General features: G+C 67.1%; 24 protein-coding genes and 1 riboswitch. Of the genes, 17 read left to right on the top strand and 7 right to left on the bottom strand.

Annotated features, from left to right (window positions below):
- Positions 1-144: 144 nt before the first annotated feature.
- Positions 145-337: riboswitch (yybP-ykoY riboswitch) on the top strand.
- Positions 338-346: 9 nt separating this feature from the next.
- The 4 genes from N4G42_RS00120 (at position 347) to N4G42_RS00105 (ending at position 4,091) form a co-directional block, all read left to right on the top strand.
- Complete coding sequence (locus N4G42_RS00120) at positions 347-913, top strand: TMEM165/GDT1 family protein (protein ID WP_056056786.1); 567 nt, start codon at positions 347-349, stop codon at positions 911-913.
- 246 nt (positions 914-1,159) lie between these two features.
- Positions 1,160-2,290, top strand: coding sequence for a homoserine O-acetyltransferase (locus N4G42_RS00115; protein ID WP_146870497.1), 1,131 nt, complete (start codon positions 1,160-1,162; stop codon positions 2,288-2,290).
- Positions 2,287-2,871, top strand: coding sequence for a methionine biosynthesis protein MetW (gene metW / locus N4G42_RS00110; RefSeq protein WP_108498592.1), 585 nt, complete (start codon positions 2,287-2,289; stop codon positions 2,869-2,871). The genes N4G42_RS00115 and metW overlap by 4 nt, the downstream gene beginning before the upstream one ends.
- A gap of 83 nt (positions 2,872-2,954) precedes the next feature.
- Complete coding sequence (locus N4G42_RS00105; RefSeq protein WP_260665689.1) at positions 2,955-4,091, top strand: glycerophosphodiester phosphodiesterase; 1,137 nt, start codon at positions 2,955-2,957, stop codon at positions 4,089-4,091.
- Here the strand turns inward: N4G42_RS00105 and N4G42_RS00100 are convergent.
- The gene (locus tag N4G42_RS00100) at positions 4,069-4,710 is read right to left on the bottom strand and encodes an NAD(P)H-dependent oxidoreductase (RefSeq protein ID WP_260665688.1); all 642 of its coding nucleotides are present in this window, start codon (positions 4,708-4,710) and stop codon (positions 4,069-4,071) included. The two genes, N4G42_RS00105 and N4G42_RS00100, sit on opposite strands and share 23 nt — an antisense overlap.
- A 72-nt stretch (positions 4,711-4,782) precedes the next feature.
- On the bottom strand, positions 4,783-5,253 hold the full coding sequence (locus tag N4G42_RS00095) for a MerR family transcriptional regulator (RefSeq protein WP_260665687.1): 471 nt from the start codon (positions 5,251-5,253) through the stop codon (positions 4,783-4,785).
- A 170-nt stretch (positions 5,254-5,423) separates the two neighbouring features.
- Here N4G42_RS00095 and N4G42_RS00090 point away from each other — a divergent pair, with 170 nt between their 5' ends.
- The 6 genes from N4G42_RS00090 (at position 5,424) to N4G42_RS00065 (ending at position 12,951) form a co-directional block, all read left to right on the top strand.
- Positions 5,424-6,257, top strand: coding sequence for a hydroxypyruvate isomerase family protein (locus N4G42_RS00090; RefSeq protein WP_260665686.1), 834 nt, complete (start codon positions 5,424-5,426; stop codon positions 6,255-6,257).
- A 136-nt stretch (positions 6,258-6,393) separates the two neighbouring features.
- Positions 6,394-8,457: a methyl-accepting chemotaxis protein gene (locus N4G42_RS00085; RefSeq protein WP_260665685.1), complete on the top strand. Its 2,064-nt coding sequence runs from the start codon at positions 6,394-6,396 to the stop codon at positions 8,455-8,457.
- 99 nt (positions 8,458-8,556) lie between these two features.
- Positions 8,557-9,783, top strand: coding sequence for a GGDEF domain-containing protein (locus N4G42_RS00080; protein ID WP_260665684.1), 1,227 nt, complete (start codon positions 8,557-8,559; stop codon positions 9,781-9,783).
- A 70-nt stretch (positions 9,784-9,853) separates the two neighbouring features.
- Complete coding sequence (locus N4G42_RS00075; RefSeq protein WP_108498586.1) at positions 9,854-11,344, top strand: M20 family metallopeptidase; 1,491 nt, start codon at positions 9,854-9,856, stop codon at positions 11,342-11,344.
- A 67-nt stretch (positions 11,345-11,411) separates the two neighbouring features.
- Positions 11,412-11,939 carry a peroxiredoxin family protein gene (locus N4G42_RS00070; RefSeq protein ID WP_082522276.1) on the top strand — a complete coding sequence of 176 codons (528 nt, stop codon included), beginning with the start codon at positions 11,412-11,414 and terminating at the stop codon, positions 11,937-11,939.
- 139 nt (positions 11,940-12,078) lie between these two features.
- Positions 12,079-12,951, top strand: coding sequence for an alpha/beta hydrolase (locus N4G42_RS00065; protein ID WP_108497648.1), 873 nt, complete (start codon positions 12,079-12,081; stop codon positions 12,949-12,951).
- A gap of 64 nt (positions 12,952-13,015) precedes the next feature.
- Here N4G42_RS00065 and N4G42_RS00060 read toward each other — a convergent pair whose 3' ends face one another.
- The 4 genes from N4G42_RS00060 to N4G42_RS00045 all read right to left on the bottom strand — a co-directional run bounded on the left by N4G42_RS00060 (position 13,016) and on the right by N4G42_RS00045 (position 16,110).
- Positions 13,016-13,402 (bottom strand): hypothetical protein, encoded by a 387-nt coding sequence (locus tag N4G42_RS00060; protein ID WP_260665682.1) that lies wholly within the window; start codon positions 13,400-13,402, stop codon positions 13,016-13,018.
- A 74-nt stretch (positions 13,403-13,476) separates the two neighbouring features.
- Positions 13,477-13,911, bottom strand: a complete 435-nt coding sequence (locus N4G42_RS00055) for a DUF2628 domain-containing protein (RefSeq protein ID WP_108497646.1) — start codon at positions 13,909-13,911, stop codon at positions 13,477-13,479.
- 216 nt (positions 13,912-14,127) lie between these two features.
- On the bottom strand, positions 14,128-14,610 hold the full coding sequence (locus N4G42_RS00050) for a YidB family protein (RefSeq protein WP_260665680.1): 483 nt from the start codon (positions 14,608-14,610) through the stop codon (positions 14,128-14,130).
- 129 nt (positions 14,611-14,739) lie between these two features.
- Positions 14,740-16,110: a M20/M25/M40 family metallo-hydrolase gene (locus N4G42_RS00045; RefSeq protein ID WP_260665679.1), complete on the bottom strand. Its 1,371-nt coding sequence runs from the start codon at positions 16,108-16,110 to the stop codon at positions 14,740-14,742.
- Between the two features lie 158 nt (positions 16,111-16,268).
- Between N4G42_RS00045 and N4G42_RS00040 the strand changes: the two genes are divergently transcribed.
- Positions 16,269-17,195, top strand: coding sequence for a LysR family transcriptional regulator (locus N4G42_RS00040; RefSeq protein WP_260665678.1), 927 nt, complete (start codon positions 16,269-16,271; stop codon positions 17,193-17,195).
- On the opposite strand, the gene N4G42_RS00035 is transcribed toward N4G42_RS00040, so the two are convergent.
- Positions 17,181-18,365 carry an MFS transporter gene (locus tag N4G42_RS00035; protein WP_260665677.1) on the bottom strand — a complete coding sequence of 395 codons (1,185 nt, stop codon included), beginning with the start codon at positions 18,363-18,365 and terminating at the stop codon, positions 17,181-17,183. The two genes, N4G42_RS00040 and N4G42_RS00035, sit on opposite strands and share 15 nt — an antisense overlap.
- A 240-nt stretch (positions 18,366-18,605) precedes the next feature.
- Between N4G42_RS00035 and N4G42_RS00030 the strand changes: the two genes are divergently transcribed.
- From N4G42_RS00030 to N4G42_RS00005, 6 genes are read left to right on the top strand one after another with little or no spacing between them, the layout of a single operon-like run.
- Positions 18,606-19,658 (top strand): peptidase U32 family protein, encoded by a 1,053-nt coding sequence (locus N4G42_RS00030; RefSeq protein ID WP_260665676.1) that lies wholly within the window; start codon positions 18,606-18,608, stop codon positions 19,656-19,658.
- A gap of 38 nt (positions 19,659-19,696) precedes the next feature.
- Positions 19,697-20,659, top strand: coding sequence for a U32 family peptidase (locus tag N4G42_RS00025; RefSeq protein WP_260665675.1), 963 nt, complete (start codon positions 19,697-19,699; stop codon positions 20,657-20,659).
- Between the two features lie 20 nt (positions 20,660-20,679).
- Positions 20,680-21,300: a PAQR family membrane homeostasis protein TrhA gene (trhA, locus tag N4G42_RS00020; protein WP_056056758.1), complete on the top strand. Its 621-nt coding sequence runs from the start codon at positions 20,680-20,682 to the stop codon at positions 21,298-21,300.
- Positions 21,301-21,315: 15 nt separating this feature from the next.
- Entirely contained in the window at positions 21,316-21,837 is a 522-nt protein-coding gene (locus N4G42_RS00015) for an SCP2 domain-containing protein (protein ID WP_260665674.1), read from the top strand.
- Positions 21,838-21,839: 2 nt separating this feature from the next.
- Positions 21,840-22,253 carry a putative zinc-binding protein gene (locus N4G42_RS00010; RefSeq protein WP_056742644.1) on the top strand — a complete coding sequence of 138 codons (414 nt, stop codon included), beginning with the start codon at positions 21,840-21,842 and terminating at the stop codon, positions 22,251-22,253.
- Positions 22,246-22,842, top strand: a complete 597-nt coding sequence (locus N4G42_RS00005) for a UbiX family flavin prenyltransferase (RefSeq protein ID WP_260665673.1) — start codon at positions 22,246-22,248, stop codon at positions 22,840-22,842. Before N4G42_RS00010 ends, N4G42_RS00005 begins: the two co-directional genes overlap by 8 nt.
- Positions 22,843-22,877: the final 35 nt, after the last annotated feature.

Genomic DNA, 22,877 nt, shown 5'->3' with positions numbered 1-22,877 from the left:
AACTGCCCTTCTGCAAGCAGAAAAGCGAATCCATTATTAATCACTTTATGGGGCCCGTGGGGTTTTATTTCTGGGCAGATGGGCTCAAAACCCCGGGGCAGCGTGGTTTTTCGGGGAATTTCAGGGCAAACCATAGGGTAAAATCCGTGGGTCTTTGGGGAGTAGCCCGCCCGGCCGCGCAATGCGCCGGGGGCATGCGTCAACACACTTGGGTTCTTTGAGACCTATGGCGTATGCGGTTTTTGAGCTGGGCGAGACCATTGACTGCAAACCGATCCACATGGCCGGAGTCGGGGTGCAGTCAATGCGTTTTCCACCCATCCGGCCGGATAGGACCCCCTCCCCCATGGAAGCCTTCTTCATTTCCACCGCCATCGTCGCGCTCGCCGAGATGGGCGACAAGACGCAGCTGCTCGCTCTGGTGCTGGCAGCACGCTTTCGCAAACCCTGGCCCATCGTGCTGGGTATCCTGGTGGCCACGCTGGTCAATCATGGCCTGGCCGGCGCTGTCGGTGCCTGGGTGACCACCTTCCTGGGCCCCCAGGTGCTGCGCTGGATTTTGGGCGCCTCATTCATCGCCATGGCGGTCTGGATGCTGATCCCCGACAAGCTGGACGAAGGCGAAGCCGACGGATCGCCACGCTGGGGTGTGTTTGGCACCACCGTGGTCGCATTCTTCCTGGCTGAGATGGGCGACAAGACCCAGATTGCCACGGTCATGCTGGCTGCCAAATACAACGCTTACCTCTGGGTGGTGGCGGGCACCACGTTGGGCATGATGCTGGCCAATGCGCCCGTGGTCTGGCTGGGCGAGCGCATCACGCGCAAGGTGCCCATCCGCGCGGTACATCTGGTGTCTGCTGCCATCTTTCTGGTGTTGGGGCTGCTGGCGATTTTTTCGTCCGCAGGCTGACCTGATCGGTGCGACGGGCTGGGCGACGCGGCGCTGCTTTGGTATATTTGCCAGACGCGCCGATTTGCCACAGCTTGCGGGCGCTTTATAAATTCTGCTAAAGACCCGTCCGACACACCTGCCCGGCCTCGTTTTTAGCGACGCCGGGTATTTTTTTGCCGAGGTTTTGCCCTCGGTGACAGCGGCTCCTCAAGGGGCTTGCGGCGTGTGCAAGCGGTGGAACGTGAGGGCTTACCAGTTCCAACTATGTCGTTCATCGCCACACCCCAGTCCATGCATTTCCCGGATGCGCTGCCGCTGCAAAGCGGCGCGTCCATCCGCGACTACCACCTGGCCTTTGAGACCTACGGCACGCTCAATGCCGACTGCTCGAACGCCGTGCTCGTGTGCCACGCCCTCAACGCCTCGCACCATGTGGCGGGCGTGTACGCCGGGCAGGACAAGAGCGAAGGCTGGTGGGACAACATGATCGGCCCCGGCAAGCCCGTGGACACCGACCGCTTCTTCGTCATCGGCGTGAACAACCTGGGCTCGTGTTTTGGCTCCACCGGGCCCATGCACCACCACCCGGACACCGGCGAGGTTTATGGCGCGGACTTCCCCGTGGTCACAGTGGAAGACTGGGTCAACGCCCAGGCGCGGTTGCTGGACCGTCTGGGCATCCAGCAACTGGCGGCTGTGCTGGGTGGCAGCCTGGGCGGCATGCAGGCGCTCAGCTGGACGCTGCAGTACCCCGAGCGCATGCGCCACGCGGTGGTGGTGGCCAGTGCGCCCAACCTCACGGCCGAGAACATCGCCTTCAACGAAGTCGCCCGCCGCGCCATCGTGACCGACCCGGATTTCCACGGCGGCCACTTTTACCGCCACGGCGTGATCCCCAAGCGTGGCCTGCGCATTGCCCGCATGATCGGCCACATCACGTACCTCAGCGACGACGTGATGAACGAGAAGTTCGGGCGTCAGCTGCGTGAAGGTATCGACCTGAAATACAGCACGCAGGACATCGAGTTCCAGATCGAAAGCTACCTGCGCTACCAGGGCGATAAGTTCAGCGACTACTTCGACGCCAACACCTACCTGCTCATCACCCGGGCGCTGGACTACTTCGACCCCGCGCGCACCCATGCCGGCAACCTCACGCGGGCCCTGGCCCGGGCGCAGGCCAGGTTCCTGCTGGTGAGCTTCACCACCGACTGGCGCTTTTCGCCCAAGCGCAGCCGCGAGATCGTGAAGGCCCTGCTCGACAACCGCCGCAGCGTGAGCTACGCCGAGATCGACGCGCCCCACGGGCACGATGCCTTTTTGCTCGATGACGCCCGATACATGGGCGTCATGCGCTCTTACTTCGATAGCATTGCCAAGGAGTTGCAACCATGACCGAAAAAGCGGCGATGCAAGCCCTGGCGCGCTTGGTGCCCCCCGGCTCGCGCGTGCTCGACCTGGGCTGTGGCAACGGCGCCATGCTCGACTACCTGCAGCGCGAGCGCGGCTGCAGCGGCTATGGTGTGGAGATCGACGACGCCAACGTGCTGGCCTGCGTGCAGCGCGGGGTGGATGTGATCCAGCTCAACCTCGACGAGGGGCTGGCCATGTTCGACGACAACAGCTTTGACGTGGTGCTGCAGATCGACACGCTGCAGCACCTGCGCAATGCCGAAACCATGCTGCGCGAGACCGCGCGCGTGGGCCGCACGGGTGTGGTGGCGTTTCCCAACTTTGCGCACTGGCCCAACCGCCTGTCCATCCTGCGCGGACGCATGCCCGTGACGCGGCGCCTGCCTTACCAGTGGTACGACACGCCCAACATCCGCGTGGGCACCTACAAGGACTTCGAAGTGCTGGCCACCAAGAACAGCCTGCGCATCCTGGATTCCTTCGGGCTGCAGGATGGACAGGAAGTGCGCTGGCTGCCCAACGCGCGCGCGGGCACGGCCGTCTTCCACTTCGAACACGCGTAGCGCTTACCGGGGTGTACGCCCCGGCGACACGCCGCTGTCAAGCGCATCGGCTAAGGTGCGGGCTCCGTTTGTAGGAGACCCGCATGAAACGCATTGCACTGCGCGCCGTGACCGCTGCCGCGCTGTTGACCACCTGGGCGCTGGGCGCCGTCGCCCAGGCCTGGCCGCCCACCCCCACCGTCATTGCCCACCGGGGCGCATCGGCCCTGCGGCCCGAGCACACGCTCGCCGCGTACCAGAAGGCCATTGACGACGGCGCCGACATCATCGAGCCCGACCTGGTCATCACCAAGGACGGCGTGCTGGTGGCGCGGCACGAGAACGCCATCGCCATCCTGGGCGCCGATGGCTCTGTGAAGGAAGCCACCACCGACGTGGTGGACCGCCCCGAGTTTGCGGGCCGTAAAACCACCAAGACCATCGACGGCCAGGCCATCACCGGCTGGTTCACCGAAGACTTCACGCTGGCCGAGCTCAAAACCCTGCGCGCCCGCGAACGCATCCCTGCACAGCGCCCGGCCAACGTGGCCTATAACGGCCAGTTCGAGGTGCCCACATTGCAGGAAGTGATCGACCTTGCCAAGGCGGCGACGGCCAAGACCGGTCGCACCATCGGCATCTACCCCGAGACCAAACACCCCACCTACTTCCAGTCCATCGGCCTGCCGCTGGAGGCGCCACTGCTGGCCGTGCTGGAGAAGAACGGCTGGAACCACAAGGACGCGCCCGTGTTCGTGCAGTCGTTCGAGGTCAGCAACCTGCAGGCGATCCGCAAGCTCAGCAGCGTGCGTCTGGTGCAGCTGGTTGCCCCTTCGGGCCGGCCATATGACTTTGTGGCCCAGGGCGCGGCCAACACGCGCGCTTATGCCGACCTGATCACGCCCGAGGGCCTGAAGCAGGTGGCCACCTACGCCAACGCCATTGGGCCATTCAAGACCCTGGTGGTGCCGGTGAAGGACGGTGTGCCCGGCGAGCCCACGCCGCTGGTCGCGCAGGCCCATGCCGCCGGGCTGGCAGTGCACATCTGGACGCTGCGGCCCGAAAACGCCTTCCTGCCCGCCGGTCTGAAGAAGGCGCCGATCACTGATGGCATCGTGCGCGGCGACAGCGTGGCCGAGATCACGGCCTATCTGCGCGCGGGCATCGACGGTTTCTTCACCGACGACTCGGCGGTGGGCCGTGCTGCAGTGCAGGCCTTCACGGCGAAGGCGACGAAGTAACAGGTGCCGGGCGCGGCTTGCCCGGCGCGGAGCGTGCCCCCTGGCGCAATCCCAGTTGCCGCGCCTTCTCCACCCACACTGCCAACCGGTCGGCGCTGGCGCTGCGCACGGGGCCAAAGCTGTGCACCTGCACGGGCCGGATGCCGCAGAACTCCAGGATGGCCTTCTTCATCTGGTGGTGCCCCGGCATGCGCGTGACCCAGCGGAAGTACCAGGGCGGCGAGTCCATGGTCACCAGCAGCTCGGCCGATCGGCCGGTCAGCAGCTTGTCCCACAGCGATGAGCCTTTGCGGTACTTGAAGGCATAGCCGGGCAGCAGCACGCGGTCGATAAAACCCTTGAGCAGCGCGGGCATGGCGCCCCACCAGATGGGGTACACCCACACCAGGTGGTGCGCCCAGCTGATGTCAGCCTGTGCGGCCAGCAGGTCGGGTTCCAGCGGCTGGGCAGCGCCATAGCCCTGGAACAGGGGGTTGAAGGTCAGCTGACCCACGTCCAGAAAGCGCACCTGCGCCCCGGCGTGCCGGGCGCCCTCGGCATAGGCACGTGCCATGCCCGCGCACAGGCTCCCGGCGGCGGGGTGGCCCAGAATGACCAGAATGTTGTGTTGCTCTGCCACAGACGCTCCATCTCGGTGTTGTTGATGGCGCCATGGTCACCTTGCCCCACGGGGCAGAGTCAAGCGGTCAGGTCAAGTTGCGGTGGATCTCGCAGCGCCCGCTGTGGTCAATGCACTAAATTGCGCGGGGTTGTGCGCTGGAGGTGCCACCGCCAGTATGGAGGGCGCAGCGCAGGCTTCGGGTGCCACGGGCACGGCCAGCGTGTCGCAGGTGTGCAGCTCGGCTTCCAACAGCGCCAGCTGCGCGTCCAGCGCTGACAGGCGCGCCAGCTCCTGCGCCACGGCGGCCCGCCGCCCGGCCACCAGTTGGGCCATGCGGTCCCAGCCTGCAGCGGTGTCGATGCGGGGCAGCCCGTCCAGCTCCGACAGCCGAAAACCCAGCGCCTGGGCCCGGCGGATCAGCAACACGCGCGCCACATCGGCCTCGCCATAGTGGCGGTAGCTGCCCGCGCGCGCCACCGTGCCCAGCAGGCCCCGTGACTCATACAGCCGGATGGCCTTGGGCGTGGTGCCGGTGCGTTGGGCGAGTTCTCCGATGCGCATGGGTGATCCTGAGATTGCTATAAAATGTGTAGCTTTAAAGGCATATGAAACTAGCGCTAGAAGCGAATTTGGCACAAATTCAGGCTCCACGGCGCTCTGGGCGGGCAATGGGCTCGTTGGCTACACGATAAGCTGCGGCGCTTTGAAGTTGCCTCTTCGCACTGCCCCCCATGCCCCAGTTTGCCGCCCACCTGAGCCTGATGTACACCGAGCTGCCCTTGCTCGACCGTTTTGCGGCTGCGGCGCACGACGGGTTCCGGGCGGTGGAACTGCACTTCCCCTACGCTTTCGAGCCCCGCGAGATCGCTGCCCGGCTGCAGGACAACGGCCTGCAGCTGGTGCTGTTCAACGCCCCGGCGGGCGGGTTCAAGCCCACCGACATGGCCCACGCCTGGGACCAGGGCGCACGGGGCCTCGCCGCGCAGCCGGGGCGGGAGGCAGAGTTTCGCGCCGGAGTGCTGGAGGCCCTGCGGTATGCCGAGCAACTGTGCTGCCCGTTCATCAACCTGCTGTGCGGCACCGTGCCGCCGGGGGTGGAGCGCGAATCGCTCAAGGCCCTGTGCGTGGGCAACCTGCGCTGGGCGGCAGAGCAGGCCGCGCGTGCAGGGTGTGACATCCTCATCGAGCCCACCAACCTGCGCGACGTGCCGCGTTATTTCCTGAACCGGCAGGACCATGCGCACGAGCTGCTCGATGCGGCCCAGGTGCCCCACCTGAAGGTGCTGATGGACCTGTACCACTGCCAGCTGGTGGAGGGGGACCTGCACGGCAAGCTGCAGCGTTACCTGCCCACGGGCCGCGTGGCCCACATCCAGGTGGCGGGCGTGCCCACACGCAATGAGCCCGACCGGGGCGAGCTGCACTACCCGTTCCTGCTCGACACCATCGACGCCCTGGGCTACACGGGCTGGGTGGGGTGCGAATACACCCCGGCGGCAGGCACGTCACAGGGGCTCGGCTGGCGGGACTTGGCCCTGCGCAGCCGCGCCCCGCACCCCGCATAGATCGTTTCGGCGGTCGGCACCAATACGCGCGAATGCGTAAGGGAATGCGTGAATAAATGTAACAAGGTGCTGCGCTTAGAGTGAATGCAGACCGGCCCAGCCGGCTTTTCGCATTCCATTCCAGGAGACACCCCGCATGCCCGCATCCCTTGCCAACAACCGATCCGTCGCGCGCCAGGTCACGTTGACCGCCATTGCGCTGGTGGCCTTGGTGCTGGTGCTGGTGGGGCTGGCGATTGCCGTGCTGACCGAGCGCAGCACCCGCGCCCAGGTGGTGGCCAGCGTGGGCGACACGGCACAGAGCGTGGCGCAGTCGCTGGACGCGGCCGACAACACCAACCGCGAGCTGGTGCAGCTGACCATGAAGGGCTTTCAGCGCTACTTCGAGGCCGCCATGCAGCTCGACGAAGCCTCGGGCGAGCTGCGCAGCTACGGCGCGCTGGTCAACGAGGACTATGGCTCGGTCGACAAATTCGCCAGCGAGACGGGCGGCATTGCCACCGTGTTCGCCAAGAAGGGCGACGATTTCATCCGCATCACCACCTCGGTCAAGAACGACAAGGGCGAGCGCCAGATGGGCACGCCGCTTGGCCGCACCGACCCGGCCTACGCCACGGTGTCCAAGGGCGAGCCTTTTACTGGCGTCACGGTGGTGAACGGCAAGCCCTTCATGGGCCACTACCTGCCCGCCAAGGACGCCTCGGGCAAGGTCATTGCGCTGCTGTTCATCGGCAACGACATCAGCGTGTTCCACGCCATGCTGCAAAAGCAGGTGGCGCAGACGAAGTTCTTCGAACACGGCGGCACCTACGTGATCAACCCTGGCACCTCGCTGGACCAGGCCGTGTTCGTGTACCACCCCACGGCGCGCGGCAAGCGCGTGCTGGAGGCCTACCCGCAGGCGCGCCCCTTCTTTGAAGCGCTGGCTGCATCGCAGGACGGCTTTGTGCGCGAGGCCGCAGACGTGCTGGGCACCGGCGCCGAGAACCCCTGGGCGCTGGTGCGCAAGACCGGTGGCGGCTGGTGGGTGGTGGCCGAAGTGGCCGACGGCGAGGCCATGGCCAGCCAGCGGCGCGTCACGCTGGCCGTGTGGGGCCTGATGGCCGTGGCCGTGGTGCTGCTGGCCATCGGCCTGTTCGTCATGCTGCGCCGGGGCGTGAGCCGCCCGCTGCAGGACCTGACCCAGGCCATCACGCTGGTCGCGCAGGGCGACCTGACCGAAGCCTTTCACACCACGCGGCGCGACGAGATCGGCGCGCTGGTGCAGGAGGTGGAGGGCATGCGCCAGCGCTATACGCAGATGCTGCAGCAGGTGCGCAATGCCGTGGACAGCATCACCACCGCCAGCGCCGAGATTGCCAGCGGCAACCAGGATCTGTCGGCCCGCACCGAGGCCACGGCCAGCAGCCTGGCGCAGACCGCACAAAGCATGGAGCACCTGACCTCCACCGTGCGCCAGTCGGCCGACGCCGCGCGCCAGGCCAACCAGCTGGCCAGCACCGCGGCCGAGGTCGCCGCGCGCGGCGGCCAGGTGGTGGGCGAGGTGGTCACCACCATGGGCGACATCAACCAGAGCTCGCGCAAGATCGCCGACATCATCGGCGTGATTGATTCGATCGCGTTCCAGACCAACATCCTCGCGCTCAACGCTGCGGTGGAAGCCGCCCGCGCGGGTGAGCAGGGCCGGGGTTTTGCCGTGGTGGCCAGCGAAGTGCGCAACCTGGCCGGGCGCAGCGCCGAGGCGGCGCGCGAGATCAAGGCGCTGATTGGTGCGTCCGTAGAGCGGGTGGAATCGGGCGCGCGCCTGGTGCAGAACGCGGGCAGCACCATGGACGAGATCGTGGGCTCGGTCAAACGGGTGGGCGACATCATTGGCGAGATCACGGCCGCATCGACCGAACAGTCCGACGGCATCGGCCAGGTCAACACCGCCGTCAACCAGCTCGACCAGATGACGCAGCAGAACGCCGCGCTGGTGGAGCAATCGGCCGCCGCTGCGCAAAGCCTGCGCGAGCAGGCCACGCGGCTGGCCGGGGCGGTACAGGTGTTCAAACTCTCGCGGGGCGACGGCGCGGCGACCCACGGTGGCCTGGGTTACTCGGCGCGCGAGGCCCTGGCTGCGCCCATGGCGCAGACCGGCGACGGCGAGGGACAGCACGCGCCCGGCAGCGGAGCCCGGGCGCCCGCCCAGCTGCAATAGGGCGCACGAATGGTGGGGGTGGTCATCCGGCGGTTTGCGGTCTGTGGCCCTTGGTTTATGCTGGTCTGATTCCTTTCACTCCCCCGCCCACCTGCATCCATGGCCGCCCACGTCCCCACCATGCTGGCAATGATCATTGCCAGCTCCCTCATGATGGCGGCCTCCATGGCCGTGGTGGGCTGGGGTCGGCGACGCGACGGCCTGGGTCGCTGGGCGGCGGCCCTGCTGGTCAACGCCATCGGCCACTTGCTGATCATGCTGCGCGGCCTGATTCCCGATGTGTTGTCCATCGTGGTCGGCAACCTGATGTTGTCCAGTGTGTTCGTGGGCATGATCGCAGCGGTCTATCAGTTCCAGGGGCGCCCCGTGCGCTGGCCCGTGCTGCTGGCACCACCGCTGCTGGTGCTGGTTTTTGTCTCGGTGTTCATCGACAACTTTCCGGCGCGGGTGAGTTTTGTGGGCCTGGTCATCGGGCTGCAGGCCGTGTGGGCGTTGCTGGCGGCGCTGTCGCACCGGCACGCCACCGTGGGGCGCGGGCAGTGGCTGCTGGTGGCGGGTCTGTCGCTGGAGGCCGTGGTGCTGGGGGGGCGTGCGCTGGTGGCCATCAGCACCCATTCCGAGGCCACCAACATCCTGCAAAGCAGCGCGCTGCAGACGCTGACTTTTCTGGCCACCTTCTCGGTGGTACTCGTCAGCTCGGTGGGTTTTGTGTTCATGTCGCGCGACCGGGCCGACGAAAACAACCGCGTGCTGGCCGCGCTGGACCCGCTCACCGGCGTGGCCAACCGCCGCTCGCTGATCGCGGCGCTGGATCGCGACGTGGCCCGCGCCCAGCGCATGCGCGAGCCCATGGCCCTGATGATGGTGGACATCGACCACTTCAAGGACGTGAACGACCAGTACGGCCATCCGGCGGGGGACCGCGTGTTGTGCAGCGTGGTCAACGTCCTGCGCCAGCGCGTGCGTGCGCAGGACTTGGTGGGCCGCTACGGGGGCGAAGAGTTCATGGTGCTGCTGCCCGACACCGGCCTCGTGGGGGCCGAGCAGCTGGCGCGCGAGCTGTGCAAGGCGGTCGAGGAGTCCCGCTGCCCCGCCGACGGCGTGCCCGGCCCCGGCATTGCGGTCACGGTGAGCATTGGCGTGTTTGGCGGGCGGCTGGAGTCGGGTGACAGCTGGGACATGCTGATTGCTGCCGCCGACCGCGCGCTGTACCAGGCCAAGAACAACGGCCGCAACCGCGTCGAGGTGGCTACGGGCCTGCGCCGCCCCAGCGCCCAGCTGGCGGCCCAGGCCAATCCCGAGACCCTGCCCGAGTCTCTGTATTGATCGATGGCGCCCGGCGGGGGGTTGTGTTGGAATGGCGGATTGATCACCTTCTGCCTTCAGGAGCCCCACCATGAACGCCCGCGTGCCCTCCCAAGTCCTTCAGCCTGAGCTTGCCCTGCAGCGTGTCAGCCAGGCCTGGGACAGTGACATTGTTCGCCAGCTCACCGACTACATCGCCATCCCTGCCAAGTCCCCCACGTTCGCTGCCGACTGGGCCGAGCTGGGCCTGCTCGACACCGTGGTGCGCAACGCCGCCGCCTGGGTGGAGTCGCAAAAGGTCGAGGGCCTGACGCTCGAAATCGTGCGCCTGGAAGGCCGCACCCCGGTGCTGTTCTTCGAGATCGCCGCCACCCAGCCCGGCGCCACCGACACCGTGCTCATGTACGGCCATTTGGACAAGCAACCCGAGTTCTCTGGCTGGCGCAGCGACCTGGGCCCTTGGACGCCCAAGTACGAAGACGGCAAGCTCTACGGCCGGGGCGGCGCCGATGACGGCTATGCGGTGTACGCCAGCATCGCTGCGGTGCAGGAACTCAAGCGCCAGAACGTGCCGCACCCGCGCATCGTGGGTCTGATTGAAACCTGCGAGGAAAGCGGCTCGCGCGACCTGCTGCCCTACATCGATGCACTGAAGCCTCGCATGGGCAACGTGGCGCTGGTCGTGTGCCTGGACTCGGGCGCCGGCAACTACGACCAGCTGTGGCTCACCACCAGCCTGCGCGGCATGGCCAGCGGCACGCTCAAGGTCGAGATCCTGACCGAGGGCATCCACTCGGGCGATGCCTCGGGCCTGGTGCCCTCGTCGTTCCGCATCATGCGGCAGGTGCTCGACCGGCTGGAAGACAGCGCCACCGGCCGCCTGCTGCCCCAGAGCTTCCATTGCGAAGTGCCCGCCGACCGGCTGGCCCAGGCCCGCGCCACGGCGGCCATCCTGGGCGAAGAGGTGTACCGCCGCTTCCCCTGGGCGCACTACGACTGCGGCGGCTCCACCACGTTTGCACTGCCCACCACCACCGACCCGGTGCAGGCATTGCTCAAGCGTACCTGGGAGCCCACGCTCAGCGTCACCGGTGCCGAGGGCTTCCCGGCGCTGCAGGACGCGGGCAACGTGCTGCGGCCCTACACCGCCTTCAAGCTCAGCCTGCGCCTGCCCCCGCTGGTGGACGCCGCGCAAGCCGTGCAGGACCTGAAGGCGCTGCTGGAAGACAACGCGCCCTACCAGGCCAAGGTCACCTTCCAGAGCGGCGGCGGTGCCACGGGCTGGAATGCCCCGGCCACCACACCCTGGTTCGAGCAGGCGCTCAACGAGGCTTCGCAGGCGCACTTTGGCGCGCCCTGCGGCTACATTGGCCAGGGCGGCACCATTCCGCTCATGAACATGCTCAGCGAAGGCTTTCCCACCGCGCAGATGATGGTGTGTGGCGTGCTGGGCCCCAAGAGCAACGCGCATGGCCCCAACGAGTTTTTGCATGTGCCCTATGCCAAGCGCCTCACCGCCTCCGTGGCACACGTGATGGCGGCCATGGCCCAGCAGGCAGCCGCTGCGGCCACGGCCCCCTGACACCAGAGGGCGCCACACCGGGCGCCCTGGGTGCTCTTCCTCACGCCTTCCATCACCGGGTCACACCATGGAAAAACGCGCCTTTCTCCACGCCTGCTCTGCAGCTGCCCTTGCCACTCTCGCGCCGGCGTCCGGTACGGCCCAGACCCCGGCTGGCAGCAGCACACCGGGCCCTCTTCACACGCTGACCGGTACCAACAGCGAAGGCAAACCGGTCATGCTGACGGACTATGCGGGCAAGGTGTGTCTGGTGAGCTTTTTCACCGCTGGCTGCGCTCTGTGCACCAACGAGTTGCGCCTCATGCGCGAGTTTTACACCGCCAATCGCCAGCGCGACTTTGTGCTGCTGGGCGTGAACATGGATGAGAAGGCTGCTGACTTCATGCAGTACATCGAGCTGCTCAAGGTATCAGTGCCCGCCGAGCAGCGTTTTCCCATTGCCTGGCGAAACGCTGAGGGGCACAAGGACAGTTTTGGCGCCATTTCGCGACGTCCCACGCACTTCGTGCTCAACCGCAAGCACCAGCAAGTGCTGCGGCGCGAGGGCAATTTCCTGCCCACCGACTGGGATGACCTCTGGGTATCTCTGGCTTGAAAACCCCGGAGCAGCTTCGCCCGATCAGGGGTCACGCTCTCTGGGTCTTGCCGGCAGTACAAGCCTGACCATTTAGTGCATCGGGTATTTGGGTGCGCCGGGTATGCTGTCCCATCGCGTCTCGAATGCCCTGCTTTCCATGACTTCTGACGAACTGCTTCCTTCGACCCTGACCACCTTCACCGCGAGCGATGGCGAGAACCTGGCTGTGCAGGACTGGCCCCTGCCGCAGGGCGAGCCCTGCCGGGGGACGGTGCTGCTGGTGCACGGCCTGGGCGAGCATGTGGGCCGCTACGACGCGCTGGCCCGCCGCCTCAACGACTGGGGGTTTGCGGTGCGGGGCTACGACCAGTACGGCCACGGCGAATCGGCCGGGCCGCGCGGCGGGCTCACGTCGGACATGCGCCTGCTGGACGATCTGGCAGACCTGGTGGACGCCACCCGCGCCCGCATGCCGGCAGGGCAACCCCTGATGCTGCTGGGCCACAGCATGGGCGGGCTGGTGGCCTCGCGGTTTGTGTCCCTGCACCTGCGGCCGGTGGATGCGCTGGTGCTGTCCTCCCCCGCGCTCGATGCCGGCCTGGGCGCCGTGCAAAAGCTGCTGCTGGCCACGCTGCCGCGCATCGCGCCCAACCTGCGCGTGGGCAACGGGCTGGACGCGCAGTACCTTTCGCACGACAGCGCCGTGGTGGCGGCCTACCTGGCCGATCCGCTGTGCCACGACCGCATCAGTGCCCGCCTGGCCCGCTTCATCGCCGAGGGTGGCCCCGCCACCGTGGCCCGCGCTGCGCACTGGAGTGTGCCCACGCTGCTGATGTGGGCGGGCAGCGACAAGCTGGTCAACCCCGCCGGCAGCCGTGCGTTTGCGGCGGCCGCACCCCAGGCCGTGGTGCATTCGCACTGCTTTGAGCCCTTGTTCCACGAGCTGTTCAACGAAAGCCCTGAGCTGGCGGAGCCGGTGTTCGACCTGTTGCGGCAGTGGCTGGTGCGGCGCTGTCCCGTGGTGGCCTAGGCGCACGGGCCGTTTTTTGGATAAAAAGGCCTTCAAGCGCTAGTGCATCATGCGTCAGTAGCTATCATTTTTGAACTGATGGAGATAGCGTCGGTAGTACGGACCGGCGCAACCGCCTGTGGTGGACGACCGTGCCGTAGACGCCCAGCGCGTACACCACCAGCAGCACCGCGGCCATCAGCAGGCCGCCGCTGGTACAGGTGTCCAGGCTGTCCAGAAAATCACTCCAGCCGGGTTCCTCACGCATCTCCAGGTCATTCCACACCCACAGCACCTTGGCGGCGGTGAAGTAAACGAACATGAGCACGGCGGCGATGCGGCTGCGGCGGTAGATGCCCCACGCGAGCACCCCGCAGATACCTACGTCCAGCCACATCCACGGGGTGAACGTCACCCCGTTGGAACCCAGTGCGGCACCGGTCGTGTTGGCTGCGGTGAGTGCAAACGTCACCAAGGCAGCCCCCCAGGCCCAGCGAATGCAGTGTTGTGCGGCGCGGCTGGGGGTTGTGGGTTGGGGGCCGGGTGTCACAGCCAGCCGTTGTCGCCCAGCATGACCTTCTTGTAGTAGTCGCGGTTGGCCATCATGGCAAACAGGGCGACCCATGCGCCGGTGTAGTGCACCCGGCTCAGCAGGTGCCCAAAGCCCGCCACCGTCACCAGCGTTTCCAGCACCAGGATGCCCGCAATGCCCAGCCCCCAGTACGCCAGCCCCTTTTTCCACATGCCCTTGGCGATGTAATAAAACGGGCCGAACAGGCCCGCCAGCAGGTTGAAGGTGCACGCCGTGCGCTCAAAGAAGCTCAGGTCCTTGAGCTTGGTGAGCTTGAGTCCCCCCGCCCGTTCTATCAGTGCAAAGCGTTTTTGCCAGACTTTGGGCAAGTCGGTGGGCACCGCCGTGGGGGTGCCACTGGCTGCGGCCGATGCCGCTTGGGGCGTTGCAAATGGAGTGCCTTCGTTCATGCTGAAAATTCCCTCGGTCGTGTGTTGTTGTGTGTGCCGCAGTGCTTGCCGATGGGCCCGCCTTGCACGGCGCCCGCGATGCTAGGGGCACACCCGTGGGAATTTTTGTGAGCAGTCCTCTGAGTTGTTTGCAGCGGTAACGCGCTGGCCCCGCCGAGGGCGCAGGGTGGTGATGAAAATAGCTGCCAGTGCTTTCAAATCAAGTGCTGGCAGCTATCACTTTTGAAGCAATCCGCCCAGCATCCCCAGTAGGTCGTTAGCATTGCCAAACCCGCCATGGGGAGCCTGGCCCTGGGGGCTCAGGTGGTCGACCAGGCCCGGCAACACCTGGGCCAGCTGCCCGGCGGCTGCACCGGGGGCCACACCCAGCTGCGCGGCCATCTGCAACAGGGGGCCGCTGCCCAACACCTGCGACAGCTGCTCACCCGAGATCGCCTGGTTGGGCCCGGCGCTCAGCCACGACGCAATCACGTTGCCCAGCCCGGCTTGCTGGAACTTGGCTATCAGCCCCGGAAGGCCGCCCACCGGGCCATCGTTGCTGATCAGGGACATCACGGCCTGCACCAGTTGCGGGTTTTGTGCGGCCAGGCTGATCAGCCCTCCCAGGCCACCACCGGCCCCACCCGCCGCAGCGGCGCCACTGCCACCTTGCGACGCGTTGTTGATGACGGCACCCAGAACGGAATCGAGCAAACCCATGGTGTTCTCCTGCAGAGGGATGAAGGGCGGCAGTGTGCCAGCCCGGACGGAACCACCCATGGTACGCACCTCGGCGGCGCCTTCGTGTCAACAATCGTGAACGGGGGGCGCCGCTGCGGTGCCGTGCGACTACCTGGTGCGGGGTGGGCGCTTTTCCAGCAGCGGCGCACTCACGCCCTGCACCCCCACCAGCCCCAGCACCGTGACCAGCGAGGTCTGGGCGCCCTTCCAGGCATCCGTCAGGTCGATCCACTCCGACAGCGCGTGGAAGCCGCCCGTCTTGCCGCCGCCCCCGATCACGATGGCGGGGATGCCCAGCGCCATGGGCACGTTGGCATCGGTGCTGGCACCGGCCAGCACCGTCTTGCGGCCAAAGGCGGTGTTGGCGCGCACGGCAGCCTCGACGATCAACGCGTCGGCGGCGGTGCGGCCACCGGGCCGGTCGCCGATGAGCTTGGTCGATGCGCTCAGGGTGTTCACGCCCCAGCGTGCGTTCTCCTCGGTCACGGCGCTGTCCACGGCGGCCAGCACCTGCTTTTCGGTGGCCAGCAGCGGGGCCATTTCGTCGGAGCGGATGTCCACCGCCATGCGCGCATCGGGCGCGATGGTGTTGACGGACGTGCCGCCGCCCACCGTGCCCACGGTGAAGGTGGTCTTGGGGCTCTTGGGCGTGCGGATCTCGGCGATCTTGGCAATGGCGCGGCCCATGCCGTGGATGGCGCTGGGCACCTCGCCGAACGCGGCGTAGCTGTGGCCGCCGGGGCCCTTGAAGGTCACCTCGTGGCGGTGGCTGCCCGTGCCCAGCACCAGCACCGTGCCATCGGGCGCGGGCTCCAGCGCCACCATGCCGTCGATGTCCAGGTGCTCCTTGAACAAATGCTTCATGCCGCGCAGGTTGCCCAGCTCTTCCTCGCCCACATTGCCCACAAACACCAGGTCGCCCACGGTGGTGATCTTCTGGTCGTTCAACACCTTGAGCCACGACAGCAGCACGGCCAGTCCGCGCGTGTTGTCGGAAATGCCGGGCGCATACAGCTTGCCGTCGCGCTCCTTCACCTTCACGTCGGTGCCGGAGGGGAACACGGTGTCCAGGTGGGCCGAGATGACCAGCTTGGGGCCGTTGCCGGTGCCCTTGCGCACGCCCACCACATTGCCTTCGGCATCGATGGCGGCGTTGGTCAGGCCCAGGGCCTGGAGCCGGGCCAGGAAGGCTTCGGCGCGCTTTTGTTCCTTGAACGGAGGCGCCTCGATCTCGGTGAGCATGCGCAGGTCTTCGGTGGCGCGGTCGTGGTCGGCCTTCACGGCGTCGAGCAGCTGCAGGATCTGGGGTGCGGCCATCAGCTGGCCATAGGCCTTGTCCACGGCAGGGCGCAGCACGGTGGGCGTGGGCGCCACGGCGCCGAACTGCGCATGGGCGGCACCGGGCAGCAAGGCGGCGCAGGCGAGGGCCATGGCACCCGCAAGGGCTGTGGCACGGAAGGTATGGAGAGGGAGAGTCATGGTGATCCAGCGAAACACGAACACAAACGGAAGGAGTGACCGGCCTGTCCAGCCATCGTGGATGGAGCCGTGGGCCGGCATGCAGTGCCATGCAATTGTTGGACCGAACCCCGCCCCCGGGCTCTGCTTTAATCTGCCCAGCCGACAGTTTTTCTTACATGCGCAAACACATCCCCAGCACCCGCGCCCTGCTTGTTTTTGATGCCGTGGCGCGCCACCACGGCGTGAGCAAGGCCGCCGAAGAACTCTGCCTCACCCACAGCGCCGTGAGCCAGCAGCTGCGTCTGCTGGAGGGCCAGCTGGGCCTGCAGCTGGTGCAGCGTGGCGCACGCGGCTCCACCCTCACCGACGTGGGCCGCCGCTACCACGCGCAGATCGTGGGCGACCTGCTGCGGCTGCAGAACCACACCCTCGAAGCCATGGCCCAGCGGCCCGATGGCGCGCGCCTGCTGGTGGGTTGCGTGCCGGTGTTTGCCGAGCGCTGGCTGCTGCCCCGGCTGCCGGCCTTCCTTGCACAGCACAAAGGCTGCAGCCTGCACCTGCAGGTGTATCCCACGCAGATCTACATGGCAGAGATTCCGTTCGACGTGGCCGTGCAGTACGACGACGCGGCCTGGCCCGGCGTGGTCCCCGCGCCCCTGATGCCCGAGGTTTGCGTGGCCGTGTGTGCACCGCAGTCGCGCCACCGGCGCGCGACAGAGCGCGGCGACTTCCGGGCCGTGCCGCTGTTGCAGCTCAGCTCCCGCCTGGGGGCGTGGGACGACTGGCTGGGCCGCGCGGGCATCACGCGCGTGCCGGCCCACACCCTGGGCGGCCACCGCTTTGATCTGTTTTCGATGCTGGTGGAGGCGGTGCGCGCCGATCTGGGTATTGGCCTGGTGCCCCGGTATTTTGTGGAGCGCGAACTGGAATCGGGCGAGCTGGTGCTGGCCCACCCGCACCACGACAGCGGTGCGCGGGGCTACAGCCTCTTTGTGGCGCCGGGGCGCCTGGAAGACCCTGCGGTGGCGGCCTTTGCACAGTGGCTGCACACCACGGCGCAGGCAGAAGGTGCTGCGGTAGGCCGGTCTTCAGGCGCCGCTTGAAACACGCTGGCGCTGCAAACCCAGCCAGGCCAGCGCCAGCCCCGTCACCACAATCGGCACCAGCGAACCGGCGTTCAATAGCGTCCAGCCCTGCGTGGTGACCAGCACGCCCGACGAGAACGCGCTCAGCGCCAGCGTGGCGTACACGCAGAAGTTGATGGCCGCCTGGGCGCGGTCCTTCTCCTCCGGCCGGTAGGCCGTCATGGCCAGCGTGGTGGAGCCGGTGAACAGGAAGTTCCAGCCCACGCCCAGGAAGAACAGCGCAATGCCAAAGTGGTGCAGCTCCACGCCCATCAGCGCCACCGCCACACACGCCAGATTGAGCAACACCCCCGTGCCCATGATGGGCAGCACACCAAACCGCTTGATGAGGTGGCCAGTGACAAAGCCGGGAGCGAACATGCCGATCACATGCCACTCCAGCACCAGTGCCGAGGCATCAAAGTCAAAGCCACACACCTGCATGGCCAGCGGCGTGGCCGCCATCAGCAGGTTCATCACGCCATAGCCCAGTGCGGCGCCCACGATGGCGACGATGAACGCAGGCTGGCGCATCAGCACCTTGAGCGGGCGCCCCTGCTCGCGCTGCCCCGCCGCATTGAGCACCACGGGCTGCGCCTCGAAGCGGATCGCCGCCATGCACAGCATGGACAACAGCGCCACGCCCATCAGCGCGATGTAGGCACCGGCAAACGGCACCGGAAACAGCGTGCGCGTGGCGCTGGCCAGGTTGGGGCCCGCCACCGCACCCAGCAGGCCACCGGCCAGCACCAGCGACACGGCCTTTTCGCGGTAGTCCGGCTTGGCCAGTTCGGCGGCCGCAAAGCGGTACAGGCCACCGTTGGCGCTGTAGTAGCCCGCCACCACGGTGGCCGTGCACAGCAGCCAGAAGCTGGCGCTGAACGCGGCCCAGGCACACAGCGCGGCCGACACCACGGCCACGGCCAGCCCGATCTGGAACGACACCTTGCGCCCCCATCGCGCCTGGCTGTGCGCCACCAGCGGCGTGGACAGCGCACCGCCCACCACATAGCCCATCACCGGCAGTGTGGCCATCCAGCCAAAGGGCGCGAGCTGCAGTCCCACCAGCCCGTTGATGGCGATGAAGACGACGTTGTTGGTCAGGAAAAGGCCTTGGCACAGGGCCAGCAACCACAGGTTCTTGTTCACGGCAGAGGGCGCCTTTTGGCGTCTTTATGAAATGGATGTCCCACGCAGGGCACTGGACGCAAGTCAAGGCCGGTGGGCAGTGTGGAACGCCGGGAAGGCTGGAGCACATCAAAACCCGACTGCTTTGCTCCGGCATTGTGCACTGCCGTTGATGAAGATCAGCGGATGCGCGGAGAGCCCCCCGTATGGTGGCGCCCAGTGCTGTGGCTCCCCACCGGGGCCAGCGTTTGAATGCTTGTGATGGATCCCTTGAAATCGACGGCCACCGCCTTGCCCGGGGCGGCTGGCCCTGCCATGGAACTGGTTTGCCCCGCGGGCAGCCTGCCCGCCCTGAAGGCCGCTGTGGACCACGGCGCCAACTGTGTCTACCTGGGCTTGCGCGACGCCACCAACGCGCGCAACTTTGCGGGCCTCAACTTCGACGAGGCGGCCATTGCCCAGGGCATTGGCCATGCGCATGCGCGCGGCTGCAAGGTCTTCATGGCACTCAACACCTACCCGCAGGCGGCGAACCCGGGGCCGTGGCGCAGCGCCCTGGACGAGGCGGTGGACCTGGGCGTGGACGCGGTCATCCTGGCCGACCCCGGGCTCATGCAATACGCGGTGCAGCACCACCCCCGGCTGCGGTTGCACCTGTCGGTGCAGGGCTCGGCCACCAACTACGAGGCCATCAACTTCTACCGCGAACAGTTCGGCATCGTGCGTGCCGTGCTCCCGCGTGTGCTGTCGATGGAGCAGGTACGCCAGGTCATCGACCGCACGCCGGTGGAGATCGAGGTGTTCGGTTTTGGCAGTCTGTGCGTAATGGTCGAGGGGCGCTGTGCGCTGTCGTCGTACGCGACGGGCGAATCGCCCAACACGCACGGCGTGTGTTCACCGCCGAAGGCCGTGCGCTGGGTGGAGACCCCACAGGGCCGCGAGTCGCGCCTGAACGGCGTGCTCATCGACCGCTATGCGCCCGGCGAGAACGCGGGCTACCCCACGCTGTGCAAGGGCCGCTTTGACGTGGGGGACGACGAGAACTACTACGCCATCGAAGAGCCCACCAGCCTCAACACGCTGGAGCTGCTGCCCCAGCTGCTGAAAATGGGCGTGCGCGCGATCAAGATCGAAGGCCGCCAGCGCAGCCCCGCCTATGTGGCGCAGGTCACCCAGGTCTGGCGCGAGGCCATGGACCAGTGCCTGTCCTACCCGCACCGCTATGCGCCCAAGACGCGCTGGATGGCCAGCCTGGACCAGGTGGCAGAAGGCCAGCAGCACACGCTGGGTGCCTACCACCGCCCCTGGAAGTAGTGCTTCTCCACAATGACAAAACCCCCGGAGACCGCCCCATGAAACTCTCTCTCGGCCCGCTGCTGTACTACTGGCCCCGCGACACCGTGTTCGCGTTCTACGAGGCCATGGCCGCCACGCCCGTGGACGTGGTGTACCTGGGCGAGACGGTGTGCTCGCGCCGCCACGAGCTGCGCCTGACCGACTGGCTGGCGCTGGCGCGCATGCTGCGGGACGCGGGCAAGGAAGCGGTCTTGTCCAGCCAAGTGCTCATCGAGTCCAGCGCCGACGTGGGCGTGATGCACAAGATCACAGGCAACGGCGAATTTCTGGTCGAGGCCAATGACATGGGGGCAGTGAGCTGCCTTGCGCGTGTACCCGCCGGGCCGCAGGCCTTTGTGGCCGGGCCGCACCTGAACCTGTACAACGCGCCCTCGTTGCAATGGATGGCGCAACGGGGCGCCACGCGCTGGGTGATGCCGCTGGAGATGTCGCAGGACGCGCTCGCTGCTGTGCTGGCGCAGCGGCCCGCAGGCATCGAGACCGAGGTGTTTGCCTACGGCCGCATGCCCCTGGCCTATTCGGCGCGCTGCTTCACCGCCCGGCACCGCAACCTGCCCAAGGACGACTGCCAGTTCAGCTGCCTGCAACACGCCGACGGTCTGCCGCTGCGCACGCGCGAGGGCGAGGGTTTTCTGGTGCTCAACGGCACACAAACGCAATCGGCGCGCGTCTACAACCTGGCCAACGAACTGGCGGCGATGCAGGCCCTGGGCGTGGACGTGGTGCGGCTGAGCCCGCAGGCGCAGCACATGGCGCAGGTGATCGCCGCGTTTGACGAAGCCCGCCGCGCAGTGCTTGCGCAAGAGACTGCTGAAAAGACCCCCGACTTTGCGGAGCGCATGCAGCCCTTCATGCCCGATCTGCCCTGCAATGGCTACTGGTTCGGGCGTCCAGGCCTGGAGCAGGGGCTGCAAGGGGCCTCGGGTGGTGGTGCCGCGCGGCCTGCGATGCATCCATAACGAAAAAAGCGAATTACCGCATGTACCCCGGAGAACGTTTCAACAGCATCAGCCACCTGGTGGGTGCCCTGCTCGCCACGGCAGGCACGGCCGTGCTCATCACCCTCGCGGCGCGCCTGGGCGACCCGTGGAAGGTGGTGGCGTTCAGCATCTACGGCGCCATGCTGGTGGCGCTGTACGCCGCCTCCACCGCGTACCACAGCGTGCGCCGGCGCACCATCAAGGCCGTGCTGCAAAAGCTGGACCACTGCAGCATCTACCTGCTGATTGCGGGCAGCTACACGCCGTTTGCGCTGGTTTCGCTGCGCGGCGCCTGGGGCTGGTCGCTGCTGGGCGTGGTGTGGGGGCTGGCCCTGCTGGGCATTGCGCAAGAGATCTGGTGGGCGCGTGGTGCACGCGTGCTGTCGCTGGTCATCTATGTGCTCATGGGCTGGCTGGCGCTGGTGGCCGTGGTGCCGCTGTGGCAGGCGCTCACCCCAGCCGGGTTTGCCTGGCTGCTGGCGGGCGGGGCCTGCTACACGCTGGGCATCGTCTTCTATGCGCTGGACCACCGCGTGCGCCACGGCCACGGGCTGTGGCACCTGTTTGTGCTGGGCGGCAGCGTCTGCCACTTTTTCACCGTGTTTTTCTACGTGGCCTGAGGGCCCTTCTGTCTCATGGCGGCTTCTCCCCTTCCTTTCCCCCTGGTCGTTCCTGCGCCCGTGGGCGCTGTGCTGGCACGCCTGCCCGCCTACCCCGGCTCCCAGCTGCTGGTAACCGCGCTCAACCTGGCGCTGGCGCGGCACCTGCCTGCGGACGTGGGCCAAGTGCTGCTGCACAAGAAGATGCGGGTGCAGGTGCGCGATGCGCGCGTGGCGTTCGACTTTGCCTGGACGGGCCAGCGCTTCGCCCCCCATGCACCGCTGGTGCCGCCGCAGGTGGCCGATGTCACGCTGAGCGCCACAGCCCATGATTTTTTGCTGCTGGCCCAGCGCCAGCAAGACCCCGACACGCTGTTCTTCAGCCGCCGCCTGTCGATGGAGGGCGACACCGAGCTGGGCCTGGTGGTGAAGAACGCGCTCGATGCCATCGAGCTGCCGGTGCTGGACCCGCGCCAGTGGGTGCACAAGCTGGCGCCGCGCCAGGTGCTGGGCCACCTGCGCCGCCGCCTGGACCCCACTCCATGCAACGGAGGGTGAGCATGACCACCGACACCCATCCCCAGAACCATCCCTTGGTCTATTCCTGCTCTGGCTGCTCCAGCGCCGCGCAGCTGGCCAACCACGTGGCGCTGCAGCTCGACCGGCGCGGCGTGGCCGAGATGTCGTGCATCGCCGGGGTGGGCGGCGACGTGCCGCACCTGATGAAGACCGTGCGCTCGGGCCGGCCCATCATCGCGCTCGACGGCTGTCCGCTGGTCTGCGTCAAAAGCACGCTGGCGCGCCACGGCATCGTGGCCGACCGGCATTACCAGCTGCAGCAGTACGGCGTGAAAAAGCGCACGCACGAAGACTTTGACCCCGTGCAGGCCGCGCTGGTGCTGGAGCAGGTGGAGGCTGACCAGCAGGCCCAACCCCTGCGGCGCCCTTCTGTGGTGGAGCCCTCGCATGGATGATGCTGCCCACACCCGCCGCATCATCGTCGCCATTTCGGGCGCCAGCGGCGCCGTGTACGGCGCGCGCCTGCTGCAGGTGCTACAGGGCCAGAGCGGCATCGAGACCCACCTGGTCGTCTCCGACGCCGGCTGGCGCAACCTGCAGCACGAGCTGGACATGGACCGCGCTGCGGTGGAGGCCCTGGCCCACCGCGCGCACGACGTGGCCAACGTGGGCGCGGCCATCGCCAGTGGTTCGTTCCAGTGCCATGCCATGGTGGTCGCGCCCTGCTCCATGCGCACGCTGGCTGCCATAGCGCATGGGCTTGCCGACAACCTGCTCACGCGCGCGGCCGACGTGGCCCTCAAGGAGCGCCGCCGCCTGGTGCTGATGGTGCGCGAGTCGCCCCTGCACCTCACGCACCTGCGCAACATGGTGGCCGTGACCGAGATGGGCGGCATCATCTGCCCGCCGCTGCCCGCCTTCTACCTGCGCCCGCAGACCGTGGGCGAGGTGGTGGACTACAGCGTGGCGCGCGTGCTCGACCTTATCGATGTGCCGCACGCCCTGGCGCCTCGGTGGCAAGGTCTGGAGCTGAATGCTCCTTGATTGATAGCTGTTTGCGCTTTTTGGAAAAGCGCTAG

This window comes from Acidovorax sp. K2F, assembly GCF_025246485.1.
In the GTDB taxonomy this organism is placed as follows: domain Bacteria; phylum Pseudomonadota; class Gammaproteobacteria; order Burkholderiales; family Burkholderiaceae_C; genus Acidovorax; species Acidovorax delafieldii.
The sequence above is the reverse complement of the archived record's forward strand: the minus strand, read 5'-3'. Positions and strand labels throughout refer to the sequence as shown.